At 67.7% G+C, this 16,330-nt stretch carries 14 protein-coding genes; 7 read left to right on the top strand and 7 right to left on the bottom strand.

The window, feature by feature from the left end; genetic code table 11:
- Positions 1-369 precede the first annotated feature (369 nt).
- Together C8D78_RS07525 and C8D78_RS07520 are read right to left on the bottom strand one after the other, a co-directional pair.
- Entirely contained in the window at positions 370-1,317 is a 948-nt protein-coding gene (locus tag C8D78_RS07525) for a metallophosphoesterase (RefSeq protein WP_120951614.1), read from the bottom strand.
- A 3-nt stretch (positions 1,318-1,320) separates the two neighbouring features.
- Entirely contained in the window at positions 1,321-3,699 is a 2,379-nt protein-coding gene (locus tag C8D78_RS07520; RefSeq protein WP_120951611.1) for a transglycosylase domain-containing protein, read from the bottom strand.
- Between the two features lie 37 nt (positions 3,700-3,736).
- On the opposite strand from C8D78_RS07520, the gene sp36 reads away from it, so the two are divergent.
- The 3 genes from sp36 to C8D78_RS07505 are packed head-to-tail and all read left to right on the top strand — an operon-like array spanning position 3,737 to position 5,425.
- Positions 3,737-3,892, top strand: coding sequence for a Sp36 family protein (gene sp36, locus C8D78_RS07515; RefSeq protein WP_009359196.1), 156 nt, complete (start codon positions 3,737-3,739; stop codon positions 3,890-3,892).
- Between the two features lie 2 nt (positions 3,893-3,894).
- The gene (locus C8D78_RS07510) at positions 3,895-4,497 is read left to right on the top strand and encodes a RidA family protein (RefSeq protein WP_120951608.1); all 603 of its coding nucleotides are present in this window, start codon (positions 3,895-3,897) and stop codon (positions 4,495-4,497) included.
- 16 nt (positions 4,498-4,513) lie between these two features.
- Positions 4,514-5,425, top strand: coding sequence for an NUDIX hydrolase (locus tag C8D78_RS07505; protein ID WP_120951605.1), 912 nt, complete (start codon positions 4,514-4,516; stop codon positions 5,423-5,425).
- 337 nt (positions 5,426-5,762) lie between these two features.
- Here C8D78_RS07505 and C8D78_RS07500 read toward each other — a convergent pair whose 3' ends face one another.
- Entirely contained in the window at positions 5,763-6,440 is a 678-nt protein-coding gene (locus C8D78_RS07500) for a Crp/Fnr family transcriptional regulator (protein WP_011693220.1), read from the bottom strand.
- Positions 6,441-6,663: 223 nt separating this feature from the next.
- Here C8D78_RS07500 and C8D78_RS07495 point away from each other — a divergent pair, with 223 nt between their 5' ends.
- A complete protein-coding gene (locus C8D78_RS07495; RefSeq protein WP_120951602.1) occupies positions 6,664-7,848 on the top strand; it encodes a MarP family serine protease in 1,185 nt (394 codons plus the stop codon).
- A 36-nt stretch (positions 7,849-7,884) separates the two neighbouring features.
- Here C8D78_RS07495 and aroQ read toward each other — a convergent pair whose 3' ends face one another.
- Together aroQ and acs are read right to left on the bottom strand one after the other, a co-directional pair.
- On the bottom strand, positions 7,885-8,361 hold the full coding sequence (gene aroQ, locus C8D78_RS07490; RefSeq protein WP_120951599.1) for a type II 3-dehydroquinate dehydratase: 477 nt from the start codon (positions 8,359-8,361) through the stop codon (positions 7,885-7,887).
- Between the two features lie 193 nt (positions 8,362-8,554).
- Positions 8,555-10,561, bottom strand: a complete 2,007-nt coding sequence (acs, locus tag C8D78_RS07485) for an acetate--CoA ligase (RefSeq protein ID WP_244208292.1) — start codon at positions 10,559-10,561, stop codon at positions 8,555-8,557.
- A 431-nt stretch (positions 10,562-10,992) separates the two neighbouring features.
- Between acs and C8D78_RS07480 the strand changes: the two genes are divergently transcribed.
- From C8D78_RS07480 to C8D78_RS07470, 3 genes are read left to right on the top strand one after another with little or no spacing between them, the layout of a single operon-like run.
- Complete coding sequence (locus C8D78_RS07480; RefSeq protein WP_120951594.1) at positions 10,993-12,387, top strand: hypothetical protein; 1,395 nt, start codon at positions 10,993-10,995, stop codon at positions 12,385-12,387.
- 28 nt (positions 12,388-12,415) lie between these two features.
- Positions 12,416-13,282, top strand: coding sequence for an endonuclease III (gene nth, locus C8D78_RS07475; RefSeq protein WP_244208291.1), 867 nt, complete (start codon positions 12,416-12,418; stop codon positions 13,280-13,282).
- Positions 13,279-13,959, top strand: coding sequence for an NUDIX hydrolase (locus tag C8D78_RS07470; RefSeq protein WP_120951593.1), 681 nt, complete (start codon positions 13,279-13,281; stop codon positions 13,957-13,959). The genes nth and C8D78_RS07470 overlap by 4 nt, the downstream gene beginning before the upstream one ends.
- Positions 13,960-14,051: 92 nt before the next feature.
- On the opposite strand, the gene C8D78_RS20110 is transcribed toward C8D78_RS07470, so the two are convergent.
- Positions 14,052-14,330: a YegP family protein gene (locus C8D78_RS20110; protein WP_120951591.1), complete on the bottom strand. Its 279-nt coding sequence runs from the start codon at positions 14,328-14,330 to the stop codon at positions 14,052-14,054.
- Positions 14,331-14,472: 142 nt separating this feature from the next.
- Positions 14,473-16,200, bottom strand: a complete 1,728-nt coding sequence (locus C8D78_RS07460; protein WP_120951590.1) for a bifunctional 3'-5' exonuclease/DNA polymerase — start codon at positions 16,198-16,200, stop codon at positions 14,473-14,475.
- Between the last annotated feature and the right edge of the window lie 130 nt (positions 16,201-16,330).

Below are 16,330 nucleotides of genomic sequence, written 5' to 3'. Positions count from 1 at the left end.
CCGTGCATACATAGCACCGTTGAATGTAGTTTCCTGTAGCAACTACCCTAGGCCATGCAGTGAGCGGATTCACAGGGTATTTGTCGGTCCCGGAATCTGGCGCAGTCATTACGATCCGCAATGAAGACGTGGGTGCCCGGACCTGCCTTCCGGCGGGACATGCCCAGTCGTTGTGCCAACTCCGGGGGGACATGCCCAGTCTTCGTGCCAGCTCCGGGGGGACATGTCCAGTCTTGGCTCCGCGGGATGGACACTGTGCCCATATGTCCAGTGCTCGCGACGAAAGGAGGGCATGTCCCGCGGGCAGGAGCTCCAAGCGGGGACGCGCCCGGTCGGTGGGCCAGCCCGAGGGCCGGCCGGCCAACAGGCTTAGGCGCGGGCGGTCAGTGTGAGCAGGACGGCTTCCGGGCGGCAGGCGATGCGGACCGGGGCGAAGCGGGAGGTGCCGATGCCTCCGGAGACGTTTACCGGCGTCGTCCGGCCGTTGACTTCCCACGCGTGCAGGCCCCGGGCCCGCCAGGTGGGAAGGTCGCAGTTGGTGACAAGGGCCCCGAAGCCCGGGATGCAGATCTGGCCGCCGTGGGTGTGGCCGGCCAGGAGGAGATCGGCCCCGTCTTCGGTGAAGTGGTCCAGGACGCGCTGGTAGGGGGCGTGCGCCACGGCGACGCGCAGGTGCGGGTCGGCGTCGCGGCCCTTGGTGCCGCGCGGCCAGCCGGCGTACCGTTCCAGCCGCAGGTGGGGATCGTCCACCCCGGAGAAGTCGAAGCGGATGCCCTTGAGCACGAGGGACTGGCAGCGGTTGGTCAGATCCACCCAACCGGACATGCCGAATTCAGACCGCAGCCGGGCCCAGTCCAGTTTCTCGGGGTCCTTACGCTGGACGGAGGGGCCCTGAAAATATGAGGCGGGGTTCTTGAACCGCGGGCCGAAGTAGTCATTGGAACCTGGAACGAACACGCCCGGGAATTCCATCAGGGGACGCAGAGCCGCCACCAGGGGGGCCACGGCGTTGGCGTGGCTGAGGTTGTCGCCCGTGTTCACAACGAGGTCCGGCCGCAGCTCCGCCAGGGACGACAGCCACCGGGCCTTCCGGTCTTGGCCCGGCACGAAGTGGATGTCGGAGAGGTGGAGGATCCGGAACGGGCCGAAGCCGGGCGGCAGGACGGGAAGGGTTTCCTCGCGGAGTTCGAACTGGTTTTTCTCCCACAGGCCGTAGCCGGTGGCCGCGGTCGCCGCCGCCGTTCCGATCGCGGCGGTCACGGCAAAGCCGCGTCCGATGCTTCGAACGCGGCTTGCCAGATCATTCCCCAGTGTCATTGGCTACTTCGTCTTGGTGGGTTTCGGCACGGGCACCGGATTCGACGTCGGTGCCGGTGCCGGCACGGGGTTGGCCGTCGGCGCCGGGTTGGCCGTAGGTGCCGTGGACGGAACCGGGTTCTGCGTTGCCGGAGGCACGAAGTTGTTGGTGTAACCGCCGTTGTCGCTGGGCTGCTGGTACGGGTTGGTGTCGCCCAGCAGGTTCGACGGCGGCTCCGGGAACGGATCGGTGCCGTGTGACGGGGCGATCTCGGCCATGAACCTGGAGAACATCGGCCCGGCGATCATGTACCCGTCAATGCCCGTGTAGAACTGGCCGTTCACGGTGATGTTCTGCCCGGAGCGCCCCTGGTTGCCGAGGGGGTCGCCGAACCAGGCGGCCGTGGCCAGCCCGGTGGTGTGGCCCACCACCCACGTCGACCCGTTGGTGTTCGAGGTACCGGTCTTGGCCGCGATCGGGAAGCTGGTCTTGGTGGAAATGCGGGGCACAATGAGCGCACCGGAGCCGCGGTTCAGGACTTCCTGCAGGGCGTAGTTCACGCCGCGGGCGACCTCGGGCTTGATGGCGTCCCGGCAGTCCGTGTTCTGGGCGGGCAGCTTGGCGCCGGTTGCGTCCGTCACGGAGGTGATGGCGATGGGTGCACAGTAGCGGCCATCGTTCGCGAAGGTGGCGAACGCGCTGGCCATGGTCAGGGGGGAGGTCTGGGTGGAACCCAGCAGGTTAGGCACGTACGACATGTTGATCTTTGGGTGCGGATCGACTATTTTCCCGTCTTTGTCCACGGTGGGTAGACCGGAGTGCAGGCCGGCGGCGTCCATGATTTTTTGAATACCGCAAAAGTCGAGCTGCGCGGCGGAGGCGAAGGTGATCGTGTTGATTGAGTTGTAGAGGCCCTTCAGGACCGTCATGGGGTGGTAGTAATTCGGGTCGGCATTCTGGAGGTCTTCCGCGATGCCGTCCGGGTTCGCGGCATGTTCCCTCGTGCTGTAGGTGCCGGTGGTGGTGCCGCAGGAGTTCTTCCACGGGAAGCCCGTCGGGTACTCGCGCACGCTGCCGTCCACCACAGTGTTCATGGATTTGCCCTCGTTTAGCCATTCGGCGAACGTGAACGGCTTCATGGTGGAGCCCGGCTGGGCACCGCCAAGGCCGTTGAGGTCATTGCCCTTGTCGTCATACTTGTCGACGTTGAAGTTGAGTTCGGTGTCGAACTTCCCCTTGAGCGACAGCCACGAGGTGTTTTGGGCCATGTTGGTGATCTTGCCGGTTTTTGGCTCCACGGAGACCAGCGCGGCGCCCCATTTATCGGGGTTGGCGCCGGCTGCGGCGTCCACCTGGGTCTGGGCCGCGGCCTGGGCCTTGGGTTCCAGGGTGGTCTTGATGGTCAGGCCGCCGCGGAAGATCTTCCGCTCGCGCTCGGCGCTGTCAGCGCCGTAGGCCGGGTTGTTCAGCAGCAGGTGCACCACGTAGTCACAGAAGTACGGCGCCGTCGACGCGTAGGCGCAGCCCTGGTGCGGCTGGGTGACCTTGGTTGTCACCGGCGTCGCAACAGCGGCGTCGTACTCGGCCTGCTTGATCTTGCCTTGGGTGACCATGGCCTTGAGGACCAGATCGCGGCGGACCTTGGCGTTGTCCGGGTGGGCGATCGGGTCGTAGAAAGAGGGGCTGTTCACCACACCGGCCAGCAGGGCGGCCTGCGGCAGGGTCAGATTCTTGGCCGTGGTGCTGAAGAAGTATTTGGAGGCGGCTTCGATGCCGTAGGCGTCGCGGTTGAAGAACACGATGTTCAGGTAGCCCTCAAGGATCTGATCCTTGGTGAACTTCTTTTCCAGCGCGATTGCAAGTTTCATTTCGCGGAGCTTGTCGCCGACGCCCTTGTTGACGCCGTTGAGGAGGACCTGGTCACCCTTGCCCTCGGCCTCGAGCGAGGAGTTGATGACGTTGTTCACGTACTGCTGCGTGATGGTGGACGCGCCCTGCTTCTGGCCGCGGGCGGTGCTGACGAGGGCGCGCAGGATGCCCGTGGTATCCACGCCGCCGTGCTCGTAGAAGCGGTTGTCCTCGATGGCGATGATGGCGTTCTTGATGTTCGGGGACATCTGGTCGAGCGAGACACGGGTGCGGTTTTCCGTGTAGAGGTTGGCGATGACGCTGCCGTCGGCGGCGAGGACGGTGGTCGCCTGGCTGGGCGGATCGACCTTCAGCTCGGCTGGAAGCGTGTCAAAGAACTGGATGGATCCGCTCGCCGCGCTGCCGGAAACGGCTGCCGCGGGGACCAGGAGGCCTGCCACCAGGACGCCACAAATTGCGCTCACGCCCAGGAAAAGAATGATCTTTCCGAGGGTGGTGGCCGTGTCAAATAAAGGGTTCTTGCCAGTCGCCATGTTTTCCACTTTACCGGCAACGACTAGGCTTTATGTCATGACCAAATGGGAGTACGCCACGATTCCGCTCATTATCCATGCCACAAAGCAGATCCTGGACCAGTGGGGCGAGGACGGCTGGGAGCTGGTCCAAGTTGTTCCCGGCCCTGACGGAAACGGCCTGGTTGCCTACCTGAAGCGGGAGAAGCAGTAGTCATGAGCACCCCCTCAGAAGCAGTTCCGGCTATGCCCGCAAGCCCGGCAAACGTCACCGAAACCGCAGCCGCCCCGACAGCAGGCGCAGCGACCCAGGTTGGCGGCGCGGGCGCGTCGTCCGCCGTCGAACAGCGTCTGGCCGAGCTTGGCCTGACGCTCCCCGACGTCGCAGCACCGGTGGCCGCCTACGTTCCTGCCGTCATTTCCGGCAACCACGTCTACACCTCCGGCCAGTTGCCGTTCATCAACGGCAAGCTCGAGGCCACCGGCAAGGTCTCTGCCGGCTCCGAAGGCGCCTCGGACGAGTCCACGGTGTCTCCGGAAGCGGCCAAGGCCTACGCCGCGGTCTGCGCCGTCAACGCCCTCGCGGCCGTCAAGAGCGTGATCGGGGATCTCGACCGCATCACGCGGATCGTCAAGGTGGTCGGGTTCGTGTCCTCCGATCCCTCCTTTACCGGCCAGCCCGGTGTCATCAACGGCGCCTCGGAGCTGCTGGGCCAGGTGCTCGGCGACGCCGGTCAGCACGCACGCTCCGCAGTCGGGGTATCCGTCCTCCCGCTCGACTCTCCTGTTGAAGTCGAACTGATCGCCGAATTCGCCTAGAAGGCCGGTCACTTCTTTGCCTCAGTTAGCACGCCGCCTGTTCGTTCTGCCCCCCGATCTCGAAGGAGCAGCGCGCAGCTGGCTTGAACATGGTGAACGCACGCCCCGCGCGCCGCGTTTTGCCTCCTCAGTGGTTCTGCTGCGGGACTCGCCCACGGGCCTGGAAACCTGGCTCGGGTACCGGACGGGGTCCTCCCCGCTCGGCGTTCTCGCCTTTCCAGGCGGATCCCTGGAGGGGTCCGACGGCGACGCCGTCGGCTGGCTTGGCCCGTCGCCGCAGCACTGGGCCGAGCAGATGGGGATGACCGACGTCGGGCTGGCGCGCCGCCATGTGGTCGGCGCCATCCGTGAACTCTTCGAGGAGACCGGAATCCTGCTGGCCGGCCCGGACCTGTCCACGACGGTGGAATCGACATCGAGTGCCGAATGGATGCGGGCCCGCGAGGCCGTGGCGGATCAGGAGAAATCCTTCACCGACGTGCTGGCGAAGCGGGGGCTTTCGGTCCGCACGGACCTGCTCAAGCCCCTGGTCAACTGGCTCAGCCCCGACTTTGCGCACCGCCGGTTCAACACCCGCTACTTCGCCGCCACCGTGCCCGTGAACCAGCAGCCTTCGCTGCTGGCCAGCAAGGGCGTCTGGGGCCGGTGGGTGTGCGTCCGGAAGGTGGTCAGCGACCGGGACAGCACCGTGCTGGGCGACGAGGTCGGTCAGGAGAACACCGTGGGCCGCACCCTGGGCGAACTCCTGGTTCCGGGCTCGGAAATCATGCTTGAAAAGATGGCCAAGGCCAACGGCTGCATCGCCTACCTCAGCTACAAGCGCAAAGCCCACGTGTACCAGCCGAAGCTCGTCGAGGAAGAGGGCCGGCTCATGCTCGAAGTCGAGGCCGCCAAGACCGTGGCCGGCGAACCGCAGCGGGAGCGCTAGGCCACACGGCGCGGCCCGCTGGCGTGGGCTTGTGAGGCCGCCGGCCCGGGGGACATGCCCCTCTCTGCTTGCCGCGACTGGGCATGTCCCTCCGTGCCGCGCGTCGGCCCGGGACATGCCCTTCGTGGGCGCCGACCGTTGGACATAGTGGGACTATGTCCAGTCCTCAGTGTCAGGGCTGGGCATGTCCCGGTGTCGCGGCAACAGAAAATGGCCATGTCCAGCCGACCAGCCGGCCAGCATGTCCCGCGGACCAGCCGACCAGCAGTCCGCGGCGGAACGACAGAAGGCCGGTCCCGTTGTCCGGGGCCGGCCTTCGTGCGTGCTGCTGGGGTTCCTAGCGGGAACGCTGGCGCAGGCGCTGCATGTCTAGAATGACGACGGCGCGGGCTTCCAGGCGCAGCCAGCCGCGCTGCACGAATTCGGCGAGGGCCTTGTTGACCGTTTCACGGGAGGCGCCGACCAGCTGGGCCAGCTCTTCCTGCGTCAGTTCGTGGGCAACCAGGACGCCGTCGGTCGCGGGGCGGCCGAAGCGGTCGGCCAGATCCAGCAGTGCCTTGGCCACACGGCCCGGCACGTCGGAGAAGACGAGGTCGGAGAGGGAATCGTTCGTGCGGCGCAGGCGGCGGGCCAGGGCCTGCAGCAGCTGGGCCGAAACCTCGGGGCGCGTGCGCAGCAGTGCGTTGAGGCTTTCGTTCTTCAGGCCGGCGAGACGCGTCTCGGATACGGCGGTTGCCGTGGCCGTCCGCGGGCTGGGGTCGAAGAGTGCCATTTCGCCGAAAAGCTCACCCGGGCCGAGGATTGCCAGCAGCGATTCGCGGCCGTCCGGCGACGTGCGGCCGAGCTTTACCTTGCCGGAGACGATGAAGTAGAGCTGGTCGCCCTGATCGCCTTCCCGGAATACCGAGGCACCGCGTGAAAGGTCCACCTCGGTGAGTTCGTCCGTCAGCAGACGGAACGCCTCGTCGTCGAGCGTGGCGAAAAGGGGTGCGCGGCGCAATACCTCGATATCCATGAAATCTCCTGACTAGCTGTGTCGGCTGGGGCGCTTCAGCCATTCTTTCAGAATTTCTGCGCTTCTGTGACGTAGTTGGCAGCGAAACGCCCGAAGGGCCCGAATGCTCGCCACCTGCGAAGTCCCCGCCGATCCCGGCAGACCCGCCAGGCATGGCGGCCGATCGGCAAACGTTCAGCTTACACCGCTAGAATCGTGGCTGACCTGTCTGTAAGGAGCCCCGGTGTTTGGCTTGACCATTTTGGACCTGGTGTTGGTTGTGGCGCTGCTGTCCTACCTCATACATGGCCTTCGCAACGGTTTCCTCGTGACGCTCGGGGGAATCGCTGGCTTCGCGGCAGGCGCGGTGGCCGCGTTCGTGTCCGTTCCCATTGTCAGCGGACTAGTGGAGGACAGCGGCTGGCGCCTGACGGCGATTGTTGCCACCGCCGTCGTGCTGATGATCGTGGGGAACGGCCTCGGCACCATGATCGGGCGGCGGATCCGCAGTGTGGTTCCCTTCACGCCCCTGCGGGCGGCCGACCGCCTCGTCGGGGGAGGCGTGAACGTGGTGGTGTCCGCCCTCGTGATGTCGATGCTCGCGTTCAGCATCGGTGCCCTCGGGGTGCCGTTCGTTTCGCAGCAGCTCGCCGAGTCCAAGGTGATCGGATTCATTGACGGCGTGACGCCGACGCCGGTCAAGGCGTCGATGGCGCAGTTGCGGTCCGCCGTGATCGGCGAGGGCATACCCACCCTGCTCGACGGATTCGGCCACGGCCAGCCCGTCGCCGTCCCGGACACCAACACGGACACCCCGGCGCTGAACAAGGCCGCCGCGTCGGTGCTGAAAATCGCAGGCACAGCGTACCAGTGCGGCCAGAACCAGACCGGAACCGGCTTCGTGGTCGCCCCCGGGCGAGTGGTGACCAACGCCCACGTCGTGGCCGGAGTCGACGAACCGGTCGTGGAGACGCCCGGCGGCGGCGCCCTGCCCGGCCGCATTGTGTACTTTGACACCCAGCATGACCTCGCCGTCGTGGCGGTGGACGGCCTCCAAGCGGCGCCGCTTCCCCTGACGTCAGACCTGCACTCCGGCACCGCCGCGGCCTTCGCCGGCTATCCGCACGGCGGCCCCTTCCAGTCCAAGCCGGCCCGGATTCAGGACATCACTACCGTGCTCGTCCCCGACATTTACGGCAAGAATGCTGCCCCCGAGGACGTCTACCGGCTCGCCGGGGACGTGCAGCCGGGCAACTCCGGAGGCCCGCTGCTGACCATGGACGGACAGGTGGCCGGGGTTGTTTTTGCCAAGGCCACCACCGAGTCCTCGCTCGGGTTTGCCATCACCATGCATGACCTCCGCCCCGTAGCGGCGCAGGCGCCGGGTCTGGGCAGCGCCGTCTCGTCCGGACAATGCGTCAAAAAATAACCGGGTAGCGCAACGGGGACGACGGTGGGGACGTGCTCAGCCCCTGGCCGTGTCCAGTCCGGCGAGGTATTCCACCGCGAAGCGGTAGCCCATAATGCCGGCGCCTGCGATCACGGCCTTGCTGATATCCGAAAGGTAGGAATGGTGCCGGAAATGTTCGCGGGCGTGAACATTGGTGATGTGCACCTCGACCGTGGGCAGGGCAACCGCGGAAATGGCGTCCCGGATGGCCACGGACGTGTGCGTGTAGGCCCCCGCATTGAGCACGATTCCCACCGCCTTCCCCCGGGCGGCATGGATGGCGTCCACGAGGGCACCCTCATGGTTGGACTGGAAGCACTCGACGTCCAGGCCGTGCGCCGCACCCGCGTCCTTGGCGAGCTGCTCGACGTCGGCCAGCGTGGCCGTCCCGTACTTCTCAGGCTCGCGGGTGCCGAGCAGGTTCAAATTCGGTCCGTTGAGAACCAAGATGGTGCCGCGGCCGGCACCGCTGGCGGGGGTGGCTTCAGTCATGTCTGCCAATCTATCGCGCCGCAGGCCGCCCACGCTGTTCGTTACTACCGCACGTTCTAAACGGCGGATCGTCCCGCCCCCGATTCGTGCGACAGGCAGGACCCGCGACGACGCCGGCTTGGCCCGCCGGGGGCGCCGCCGTCGTCTGTTCGCCGGCGCCGTAACACGCCGGCGCGGCGGCTGATTCTGCCGGCTACTTCTTCAGGGACCTCGCGATCTGGGCCATGACCGTGTTGTCGGCGAGGGTGGTGGCGTCGCCGACCTCGCGGCCTTCGGCGACGTCCTTGAGCAGGCGGCGCATGATCTTGCCGGAGCGGGTCTTGGGCAGTTCCGGGACCACGAGGATGGTCTTGGGCTTTGCGATCGGTCCGATTTCCTTGCTGACATGGTTGCGGAGTTCCTGGACGATGTCGTCGCCGGTGTCCACGGCGTCCCCGCGCAGGATCACGAAGGCCACGACGGCCTGGCCGGTGGTCTCATCGGCTGCGCCCACGACGGCGGCCTCGGCAACCGCCGGGTGGGAGACGAGTGCGGATTCAATTTCGGCGGTGGACAGGCGGTGCCCTGAGATGTTCATGACGTCATCGACCCGGCCGAGCAGCCAGATGTCGCCGTCCTCATCCTTCTTGGCGCCGTCGCCGGCGAAGTACATGCTCTCGAAGCGGGACCAGTAGGTTTCCTTAAACCGCTCCGGGTCGCCCCAGATCCCGCGGAGCATGGCCGGCCAGGGCTCTCGGATCACCAGGAACCCGCCGTGGCCGTTGGGAACGGTCTCGCCGAGCTCATCCACGACGTCCACGGCGATGCCGGGGAGCGGGACCTGGGCTGAGCCTGGCTTGGTGGCCGTGACGCCCGGCAGCGGAGCGATCATCTGCGCCCCGGTCTCTGTCTGCCACCAGGTGTCCACGATCGGTGCCGGGGTCTGCTTCCGGCCGCCGTTGCCGCCGATGACCTCGCGGTACCACATCCAGGCCTCCGGGTTGATGGGTTCGCCCACCGACCCCAGGACACGGATCGAGGAGAGGTCAGACTTGGCCGGGATCTCCTTGCCCCACTTCATGAAGGTGCGGATGGCGGTGGGGGCCGTGTAGAGGATGGAGACCTTGTACTTCTCCACGATTTCCCACCATCGGCCCTGGTGCGGAGAGTCCGGTGTGCCCTCGTACATGACCTGGGTGGCGCCGTTGATGAGCGGGGCGTAGGCGACGTAGGAGTGCCCGGTGATCCAGCCGACGTCGGCGGTGCACCAGTAGACGTCGGTTTCCGGGTGGAGGTCGAAGACCGCCTTGTGGGTGTAGGCGCCCTGGGTGAGGTAGCCGCCGGTGGTGTGCAGGATGCCCTTGGGCTTTCCCGTGGTGCCGGAGGTGTAGAGGATGAACAGCGGGTGTTCGGCGTCGTGCCCGACGGCGGTGTGCTCGGCGGACGCGGCCCCGACGGTGTCGGCCCACCAGTGGTCCCGGCCCTCGTGCCAGTCCACGTCTTGGCCGTTGCGTTTGACCACCACGACGTTCTGCACGGTGTGGCCGTCGTGGGCCAGGGCGTCGTCGACGGCCGGTTTCAGTGCGCTGGGCTTGCCGCGGCGGTAGGTGCCGTCGGCCGTGACGACGAGCTTGGCCTCGGCGTCGTCGATCCGGGACCGCAGGGCCTCGGCGGAGAACCCGCCGAAGACCACGGAGTGGATGGCGCCGATCCGGGCGCACGCCAGCAGCGTGATGACGGCCTCGGGGATCATGGGCAGGTAGACGGCGACGCGGTCGCCCTTGGTCACGCCCAGGGACTCGAAGGCGTTCGCGGCCTTCTTGACCTCTTCGGTCAGCTGCGCGTAGGTGTAGGTGCGGGTGTCGCCGGGTTCGCCCTCGAAGTAGATGGCCACGCGGTCACCGTGCCCGGCCTCGACGTGGCGGTCCAGGGCGTTGTACGCGGCGTTGATCTCTCCGCCGACGAACCACTTCGCGAACGGCGGGTTGGACCAGTCCAGGGTCTGGGTGAAGTCCTTGGACCAGCTCAGCAGCTCGCGGGCCTGCTTCGCCCAGAAAGCGGGGCGGTCGGCGTCGGCCTCGGCGTATTCGCCGGCGGTGACCACTGCGTTCGCCGCGAACTCGGCCGATGGCGCGAAACGGCGGTTCTCCTGGGACAGGTTTTCGAAGGCATCGCCCTGAGGCGCCTGCATTGCCGTGGATCCGGGGGTCTGCTGGGACATGGTGAACCTCATCATTCATCGATCCGTGCTGCGGTACGGTCGTGGCGCCTCCGCGCCGGGCAGCGTGCGCGACGTCGGGCGGCGGCAGATCACGGCGGTACCGCAATAGCTGTTCTGCACTAAACACTAATACGCGGGTCCGACTAAACGTGCGCCCCGTCACAAAGAGCGCCGTGAGCGGTGTTTGTTAAGCGCCGAATGGTTTGTGGGGCGGCGCTGAAGGGCACTCCTGCGCCTGTTCCGGATCTGCAAAACCGGGGAGTTCTGCTCCATCCGCCCACGGCTTGTCAGCTAGTGATCGGCCATTCACTTGGCTAGGCTGAGATGAAGTTGCGACATCCGATGGAGGCGACGGGACCCGCTGGCGGTCCTGTCTTTGCCTGCCGTTAGACGGCGCTGTCCAGAGTGCCGCCATGCTAAGGAGATACGGAATGAACGAGCAAGACAACGGGCAGGTCCGGGCCCCCGCCCAGAGCCAGGACGGATCGGCTCAGCCCGGTGCCGCCGGGTTCGGTGCCGCCCCGCGCTTCACCGTGGACAAGAAGTCCGCGAAGAAGCACGAAGCGGTCCTCGGCCCCTTCACCATCCGGGACCTCACCGTCTTCGGTTCCACCCTGCTGCTCTTCATCGCCTCGCTGATTCCGATGTTCGCGCTCGCCTACAACCTGTGGAACCTGGGTAGCCTGTTCTTCCTGGGGCTGGGCATCGTGCTGCCGCTCATTGTCACCGCCCTGTTCGTGGCCCGCCGCCTCAGCCCGGCGACCAGGATCCGGATCGGATCCCTGTCGATCGACCAGTTCGCATCCGTCGTCGCCTCCTTCACACTCGCCTTCTTCTTCCTCGCCGCCGCCGAAGCATTCGTTCCGAGCATGCTGATAGCCCTCCTGGGCGCAGCCGGGCTGTTCGCCGCCACGGTGCTGGGCCGCTGGATCCCGTTCTTCGCCAGTGACTTCGCGGGCCGGGAGGAAACGCCTGCCCACGTCGTGGCCCGCGAGGCCGTTGCCCCGGTACAAAAGCCGCGTGCGCCCAAAAAGCCGAAGCAGCCCAAGCCGGTCAAGGACTCCGCGGCCGCTTCCGGGGCCTCCGCCGGCTGGGCCAACCGTCCGGGAACCGGAACCCAGACCGCCGCCGCACCGGCGGCCGTTTCACCCGTCGTGCCGCCGGCCGAAGCGACTACGGGGGCCGGGACGCCCGCCGCGGCGCCGGGCGCTGCGGCAACAGGCGCGCCGGCGACCCAGATTTCCGGCGTCGTGCCGACAGCCGGCACGGCTGGCCCCGCCCCGTTCGCGTCCCCTGCGGCCGCCTCGTCTGCAGCCGGGTCGACGGCTCCGTCGACGGCTCAGTCCGCTGAACCGGCGCAGTCTGCGGGCGCCCCGGCGCCCGTCGCGGACCAGAAACCGGCCACAGGCGTCGCGGCCGCCTCGCCAGCCACCGGCGCCGCCGCGGCGGCCGCTGCTGCCGCCGCCGGGCCTGCCGCCTCAAGCGACGCCGAACAGACCCGCGCCGCCGACATTCCGGCGCCGGCGGGCGGCAGTGCGCCCACCACGGTCAACCCCCAGGTCAGGCCGCAGGAGCCCATCGGCGCCACCGTCGATCCCGCCAGCCGGCCCTCGGAGGACGAGGTCCACCCTGCGCAGGAGGCCTTCTGGTTCGCGGTCGCGCAGCCACGCACCGCCGTCGACGAGCGCACCGGGGCGCCGGCGTTCGTCATTGAACCGGGCGGCTGGGTCCTTGCCCTCGAGGACCGGGGTACCTCGTTCCTGGTCCAGCACACCGACGGCCGACTCGGCGTGCTGCGGGACCTCAGCAACATCGAACGCGGTTAGCCGGCCTGTGACCACGGAACCGGGCAGCATGGAATCGGCGCTTACGGAATCCGCAAGTGCGGCATCCGGCGCGCCGGCCCCCGGCACTACCGGGCCCGGGCCCGCGCGGGCGCCGGGGGAGTCGTCCCTGGCACTCAAGCGCCGAGCCCGCCGGATAAACCGGGCCCTCGCGGAGCAGTACCCGTATGCCCACGCCGAACTGGATTTCCGCAGCCCGTTCGAGCTCGTGGTCGCTACCGTGCTGTCCGCCCAGACCACGGACGTGCTGGTCAACCAGATCACGCCCCTGCTGTTCGCGCGCTACCCGGATGCGCGGCGGATGGCGGAGGCGGAGCCGGCAGAGCTGGAAGCCATCATCAAACCCACCGGCTTCTTTCGGGCCAAGACCAGGAACCTCCTGGCGCTGTGCAACCGGCTGGTGGACGAATACGACGGCGAGGTGCCGGGCCGGCTAGAGGACCTCGTGACGTTGCCCGGCGTCGGGCGGAAGACCGCGAACGTCGTGCTGGGCAACGCCTTCGGCATTCCGGGCATCACCGTGGATACCCACTTCGGCCGCCTGGCCCGGCGGTTCGGCTGGACGGAATCCGATGATCCGGTCCGGATCGAGTCCGACGTCGCCGAACTGTTCGAGCCCCGGGACTGGACCATGCTCTCGCACCGTGTCGTCTTCCACGGCCGCCGCGTCTGTCACTCGCGCAAGCCGGCCTGCGGCGCCTGTGCCGTGGCCAACTGGTGTCCCAGCTACGGGATGGGCGAAACCGACCCGGACAAGGCCAGGAAGCTGTTAAAGTACGAGCTCGCGCCGGGGCAGGAGGAACTGCTGGCCCGCCTGCAGGCCGAGACGCACCGCGCCGCCGAAATCCGGATGGAATCGCAGAGGAAGCCGCGGTGACCGCACGCCAGGAGCTGATCGATCTGGTCGCCGCGGTGGAGGCGGGGACGGCGCCGCCCCCGGATCCGCGCTGGCGGGAACTCGCCGTCGAACCCGGTGAACGCGTCCGCAGGGCCGCGGTACTCATGCTGTTCGGCGCACTGGACAACGTCCCGGCGGTGTCCGAGAAGTTGCTGGCGCCGGCCGACCTGGACGTCCTGCTGCTGCAGCGGGCACAGACGCTGGATGACCATCCCGGGCAGGTGGCTTTTCCCGGCGGCGGCATCGACCCGGGTGAATCCGTGGTCGCCGCGGCCCTCCGCGAGGCGGAAGAGGAGACCGGCCTGAACCCCACCGGCGTGGAAGTGCTCGGGGCCATGCCTGAACTGGCGCTGCCCCGGGGCAATTTCCTCGTCACTCCGGTCCTGGCCTGGTGGGCCTCCCAGTCCCCGGTCCGGGTCGTGGATTACGGCGAATCTGCGCAGGTTTTTCGTGTTCCGGTCCGTGATCTGCTGGACCCCGACAACCGGGTCATGGCTACGGTCAGCCGGGCCGGCCAGACATTCCAGAGCCCCGCATTCACCGTCAACGGCGTGGTGGTGTGGGGGTTTACCGGGATGATCCTGAACCAGCTTTTTGAACAGCTGGGCTGGGCGGTCGCCTGGGACCGCGCACGGCTGTATGGGATCGATGTCTAAGGTGAGCCCATCTAAGGTCAGCCGCGCGAGTTGAGTATCAGGGCCCGCGCCGTCGGGCCTCCCGCCAGCTGGGCGCCGTAAGCTGGGCGCCGCTAGCGGGATACCGCGACGCTGCCCGTGCGCCTGCTGGCCAGCGTCGGCGCTATTGCCCGCCCTCCGGGCCTGATGGTGGCGGCCCGTATGCTGTGTGTTTCGGAACGGTCCACCACCAGGCCGGTGGCGGCGTTTTCGCGGACGGCGGTGATGCCCGCCGCCGCGCTTTTGATGGAGCTGAACAGCGGTGACACGGCCACAACCGTGCCGTCCGCCGCTGTCAGCCTGAAGTAATAAGCTTTGTCGCCTGCTTGTGCAATCTCAAAAATGCCAGCCAAACCGCTGCCTCCCCAATGTACTTGCGTCTTTGCAATGGCCGGCGGAGTACGGGAAATTAGCCGGCCATTTTCGAGCCTAGCCCGGTGACGGAGACCACACAAAGCTACCAACGGGTACGTTACAGACGGTGACCGCGTCGACTCATTTGGCGTTGTCGTAGGAGTCCACAACGGCCACACTGACCGGGAATTCCACTGGAATGCGGCCGAACAGCAGTTCTTTGGCCGCGGCTGCGGAGTCTTCGATGGCCCGGATGCAGTCCGCGACGTCGTCTTCGGGGCACTGCACCATTACTTCGTCGTGCAGGAAGAACACGAGCTGGCCCGCGGCGGTGCCGGCTGACCGCATGGCGCGCAGCCGGCGTCGCAGTTCGGCCAGCCAGCACGCCGCCCAGTCGGCGGCCGAACCCTGCACCACGAAGTTGCGCGTGAAGCGGCCGCGCGAGCGGGCGATCGAGTCTGCCCGGCGCTGCTCTTCCGCGGTGCTGGACTGCTGGCTCTGCAGCCAGCGCTCCGACGGCGGCGGGCTGCTCCGGCCCAAGCGCGACGTGACTGTCCGGCCGGCTTCGCCGTCGCGGGCCGCCTGCTCCACGAAGCCCACCGCCCGGGGATAGGTGCGGGCGAGCTGGGGCATCAGCCGCCCGGACTCGCCGGTGGTGGCACCGTAGATGGCGCCCAGGAGGGCCACCTTCGCCTTTGCCCGGTCGCCGCCGAAGCCCTGCGCGGCGATGCCGGCGTAGAGGTCCTTGTCCCGGGCCGCCTCGGCCATTTTGGAATCCTGCGCGAGCGCCACCAGCACCCGCGGTTCCAGCTGCGAGGCATCGGCAACGATCAGTTTGTGGCCGGGATCAGCGTGCACGGCCCCGCGGACCTGGCGCGGGATTTGCAGCGCCCCGCCGCCCCGCGACGCCCATCGCCCGGAAACCACGCCGCCAACCACGTATTCGGGCTGGAACCTGCCGTTGCTGACCCACGTATCCAGCCACGTCCAGCCATTGGCCGCGTGCAGGCGGGACAGCTTCTTGTACGTCAGCAACGGCACGATCGCGGGATGGCTGGATTCCTTCAGCTCCCATTGACGGGTGGTCTTGACCTCGATGCCGTTGCGGTGCAGGGCGCGCATAAGCTCCTGGGGCGAGTCCGGGTTCAGCGCCGGCGACTGCAGCAGCCGCCGTAATTCGGCCGTGAGCGATTCGAGTTTGGCCGGCCGCTGGCCTGGAGCCGGCCGGGGTCCCAGCTGTTCGGCGAGAATCTGCTCATGCAGTTCCGCACGCCAGGGGACGCCGGTGTGCTGCATCTCGGCGGCGATCATGGCTCCGGCGGATTCCGCCGCCAGCAGCAGCTGGAGCCGCTGCCGGCGGGTGGCGTCGGCGCCCGCCGCGCCGGAGTCCGTTCCCGCCTGGCCCAGCGACTCCTGCTGGGCCGCATACTCGGCGCGGAGAGCCTCCAGCGATTGGCCGGGCCGCCGGCCGGGCGCCGGGGCGTCGAAGAGGGCGCCCTGTTCCGGCGGCGGGGGAGGAGGCTGCAGCGCCCGCGGCGGCTGGTTCAGCTCGTCATCCTGCGTCAGCTTCTCCGCCGCCTGCGCATAGCCGGTGTGGGCAGTAAATTCCGAGTGGGCCAGGATCGCGCCGCACAGCGTGAGGTCGTAGCAGCGCTCGAGCTCCACCCCGGCGCGCAGCAGCGCGGGGTACCAGTCCTGCGTGCGGTGCCAGATCCAGCGCGGGTGCCGCCCCTCAATCCCGCGCACGACGCCGGCCAGGTCGCCGGCGCTGACAACGCGCGGTTCCGGATTGGACGGTTCGGGGACGCCTTCCGCGGTGATTTCCTGGAGGGCCGCGCCGTCGGCATGGGCGGCGAGCAGCAGGTACATAGGATCAATTCTGCCCTGCTCCGGGGAGTGGTCCGTGCGCCTCGGACGGCGGCGGCCGCCGTCATCTTGTCCGCCTTGTCCACATAGCCGACGACGGCGGTTACGCCGCGCTTCCGGCGCGGGCACAGTG

The sequence above is a fragment of the Arthrobacter oryzae genome (genome assembly GCF_003634095.1).
In the GTDB taxonomy this organism is placed as follows: domain Bacteria; phylum Actinomycetota; class Actinomycetes; order Actinomycetales; family Micrococcaceae; genus Arthrobacter; species Arthrobacter oryzae.
The sequence above is the reverse complement of the archived record's forward strand: the minus strand, read 5'-3'. Positions and strand labels throughout refer to the sequence as shown.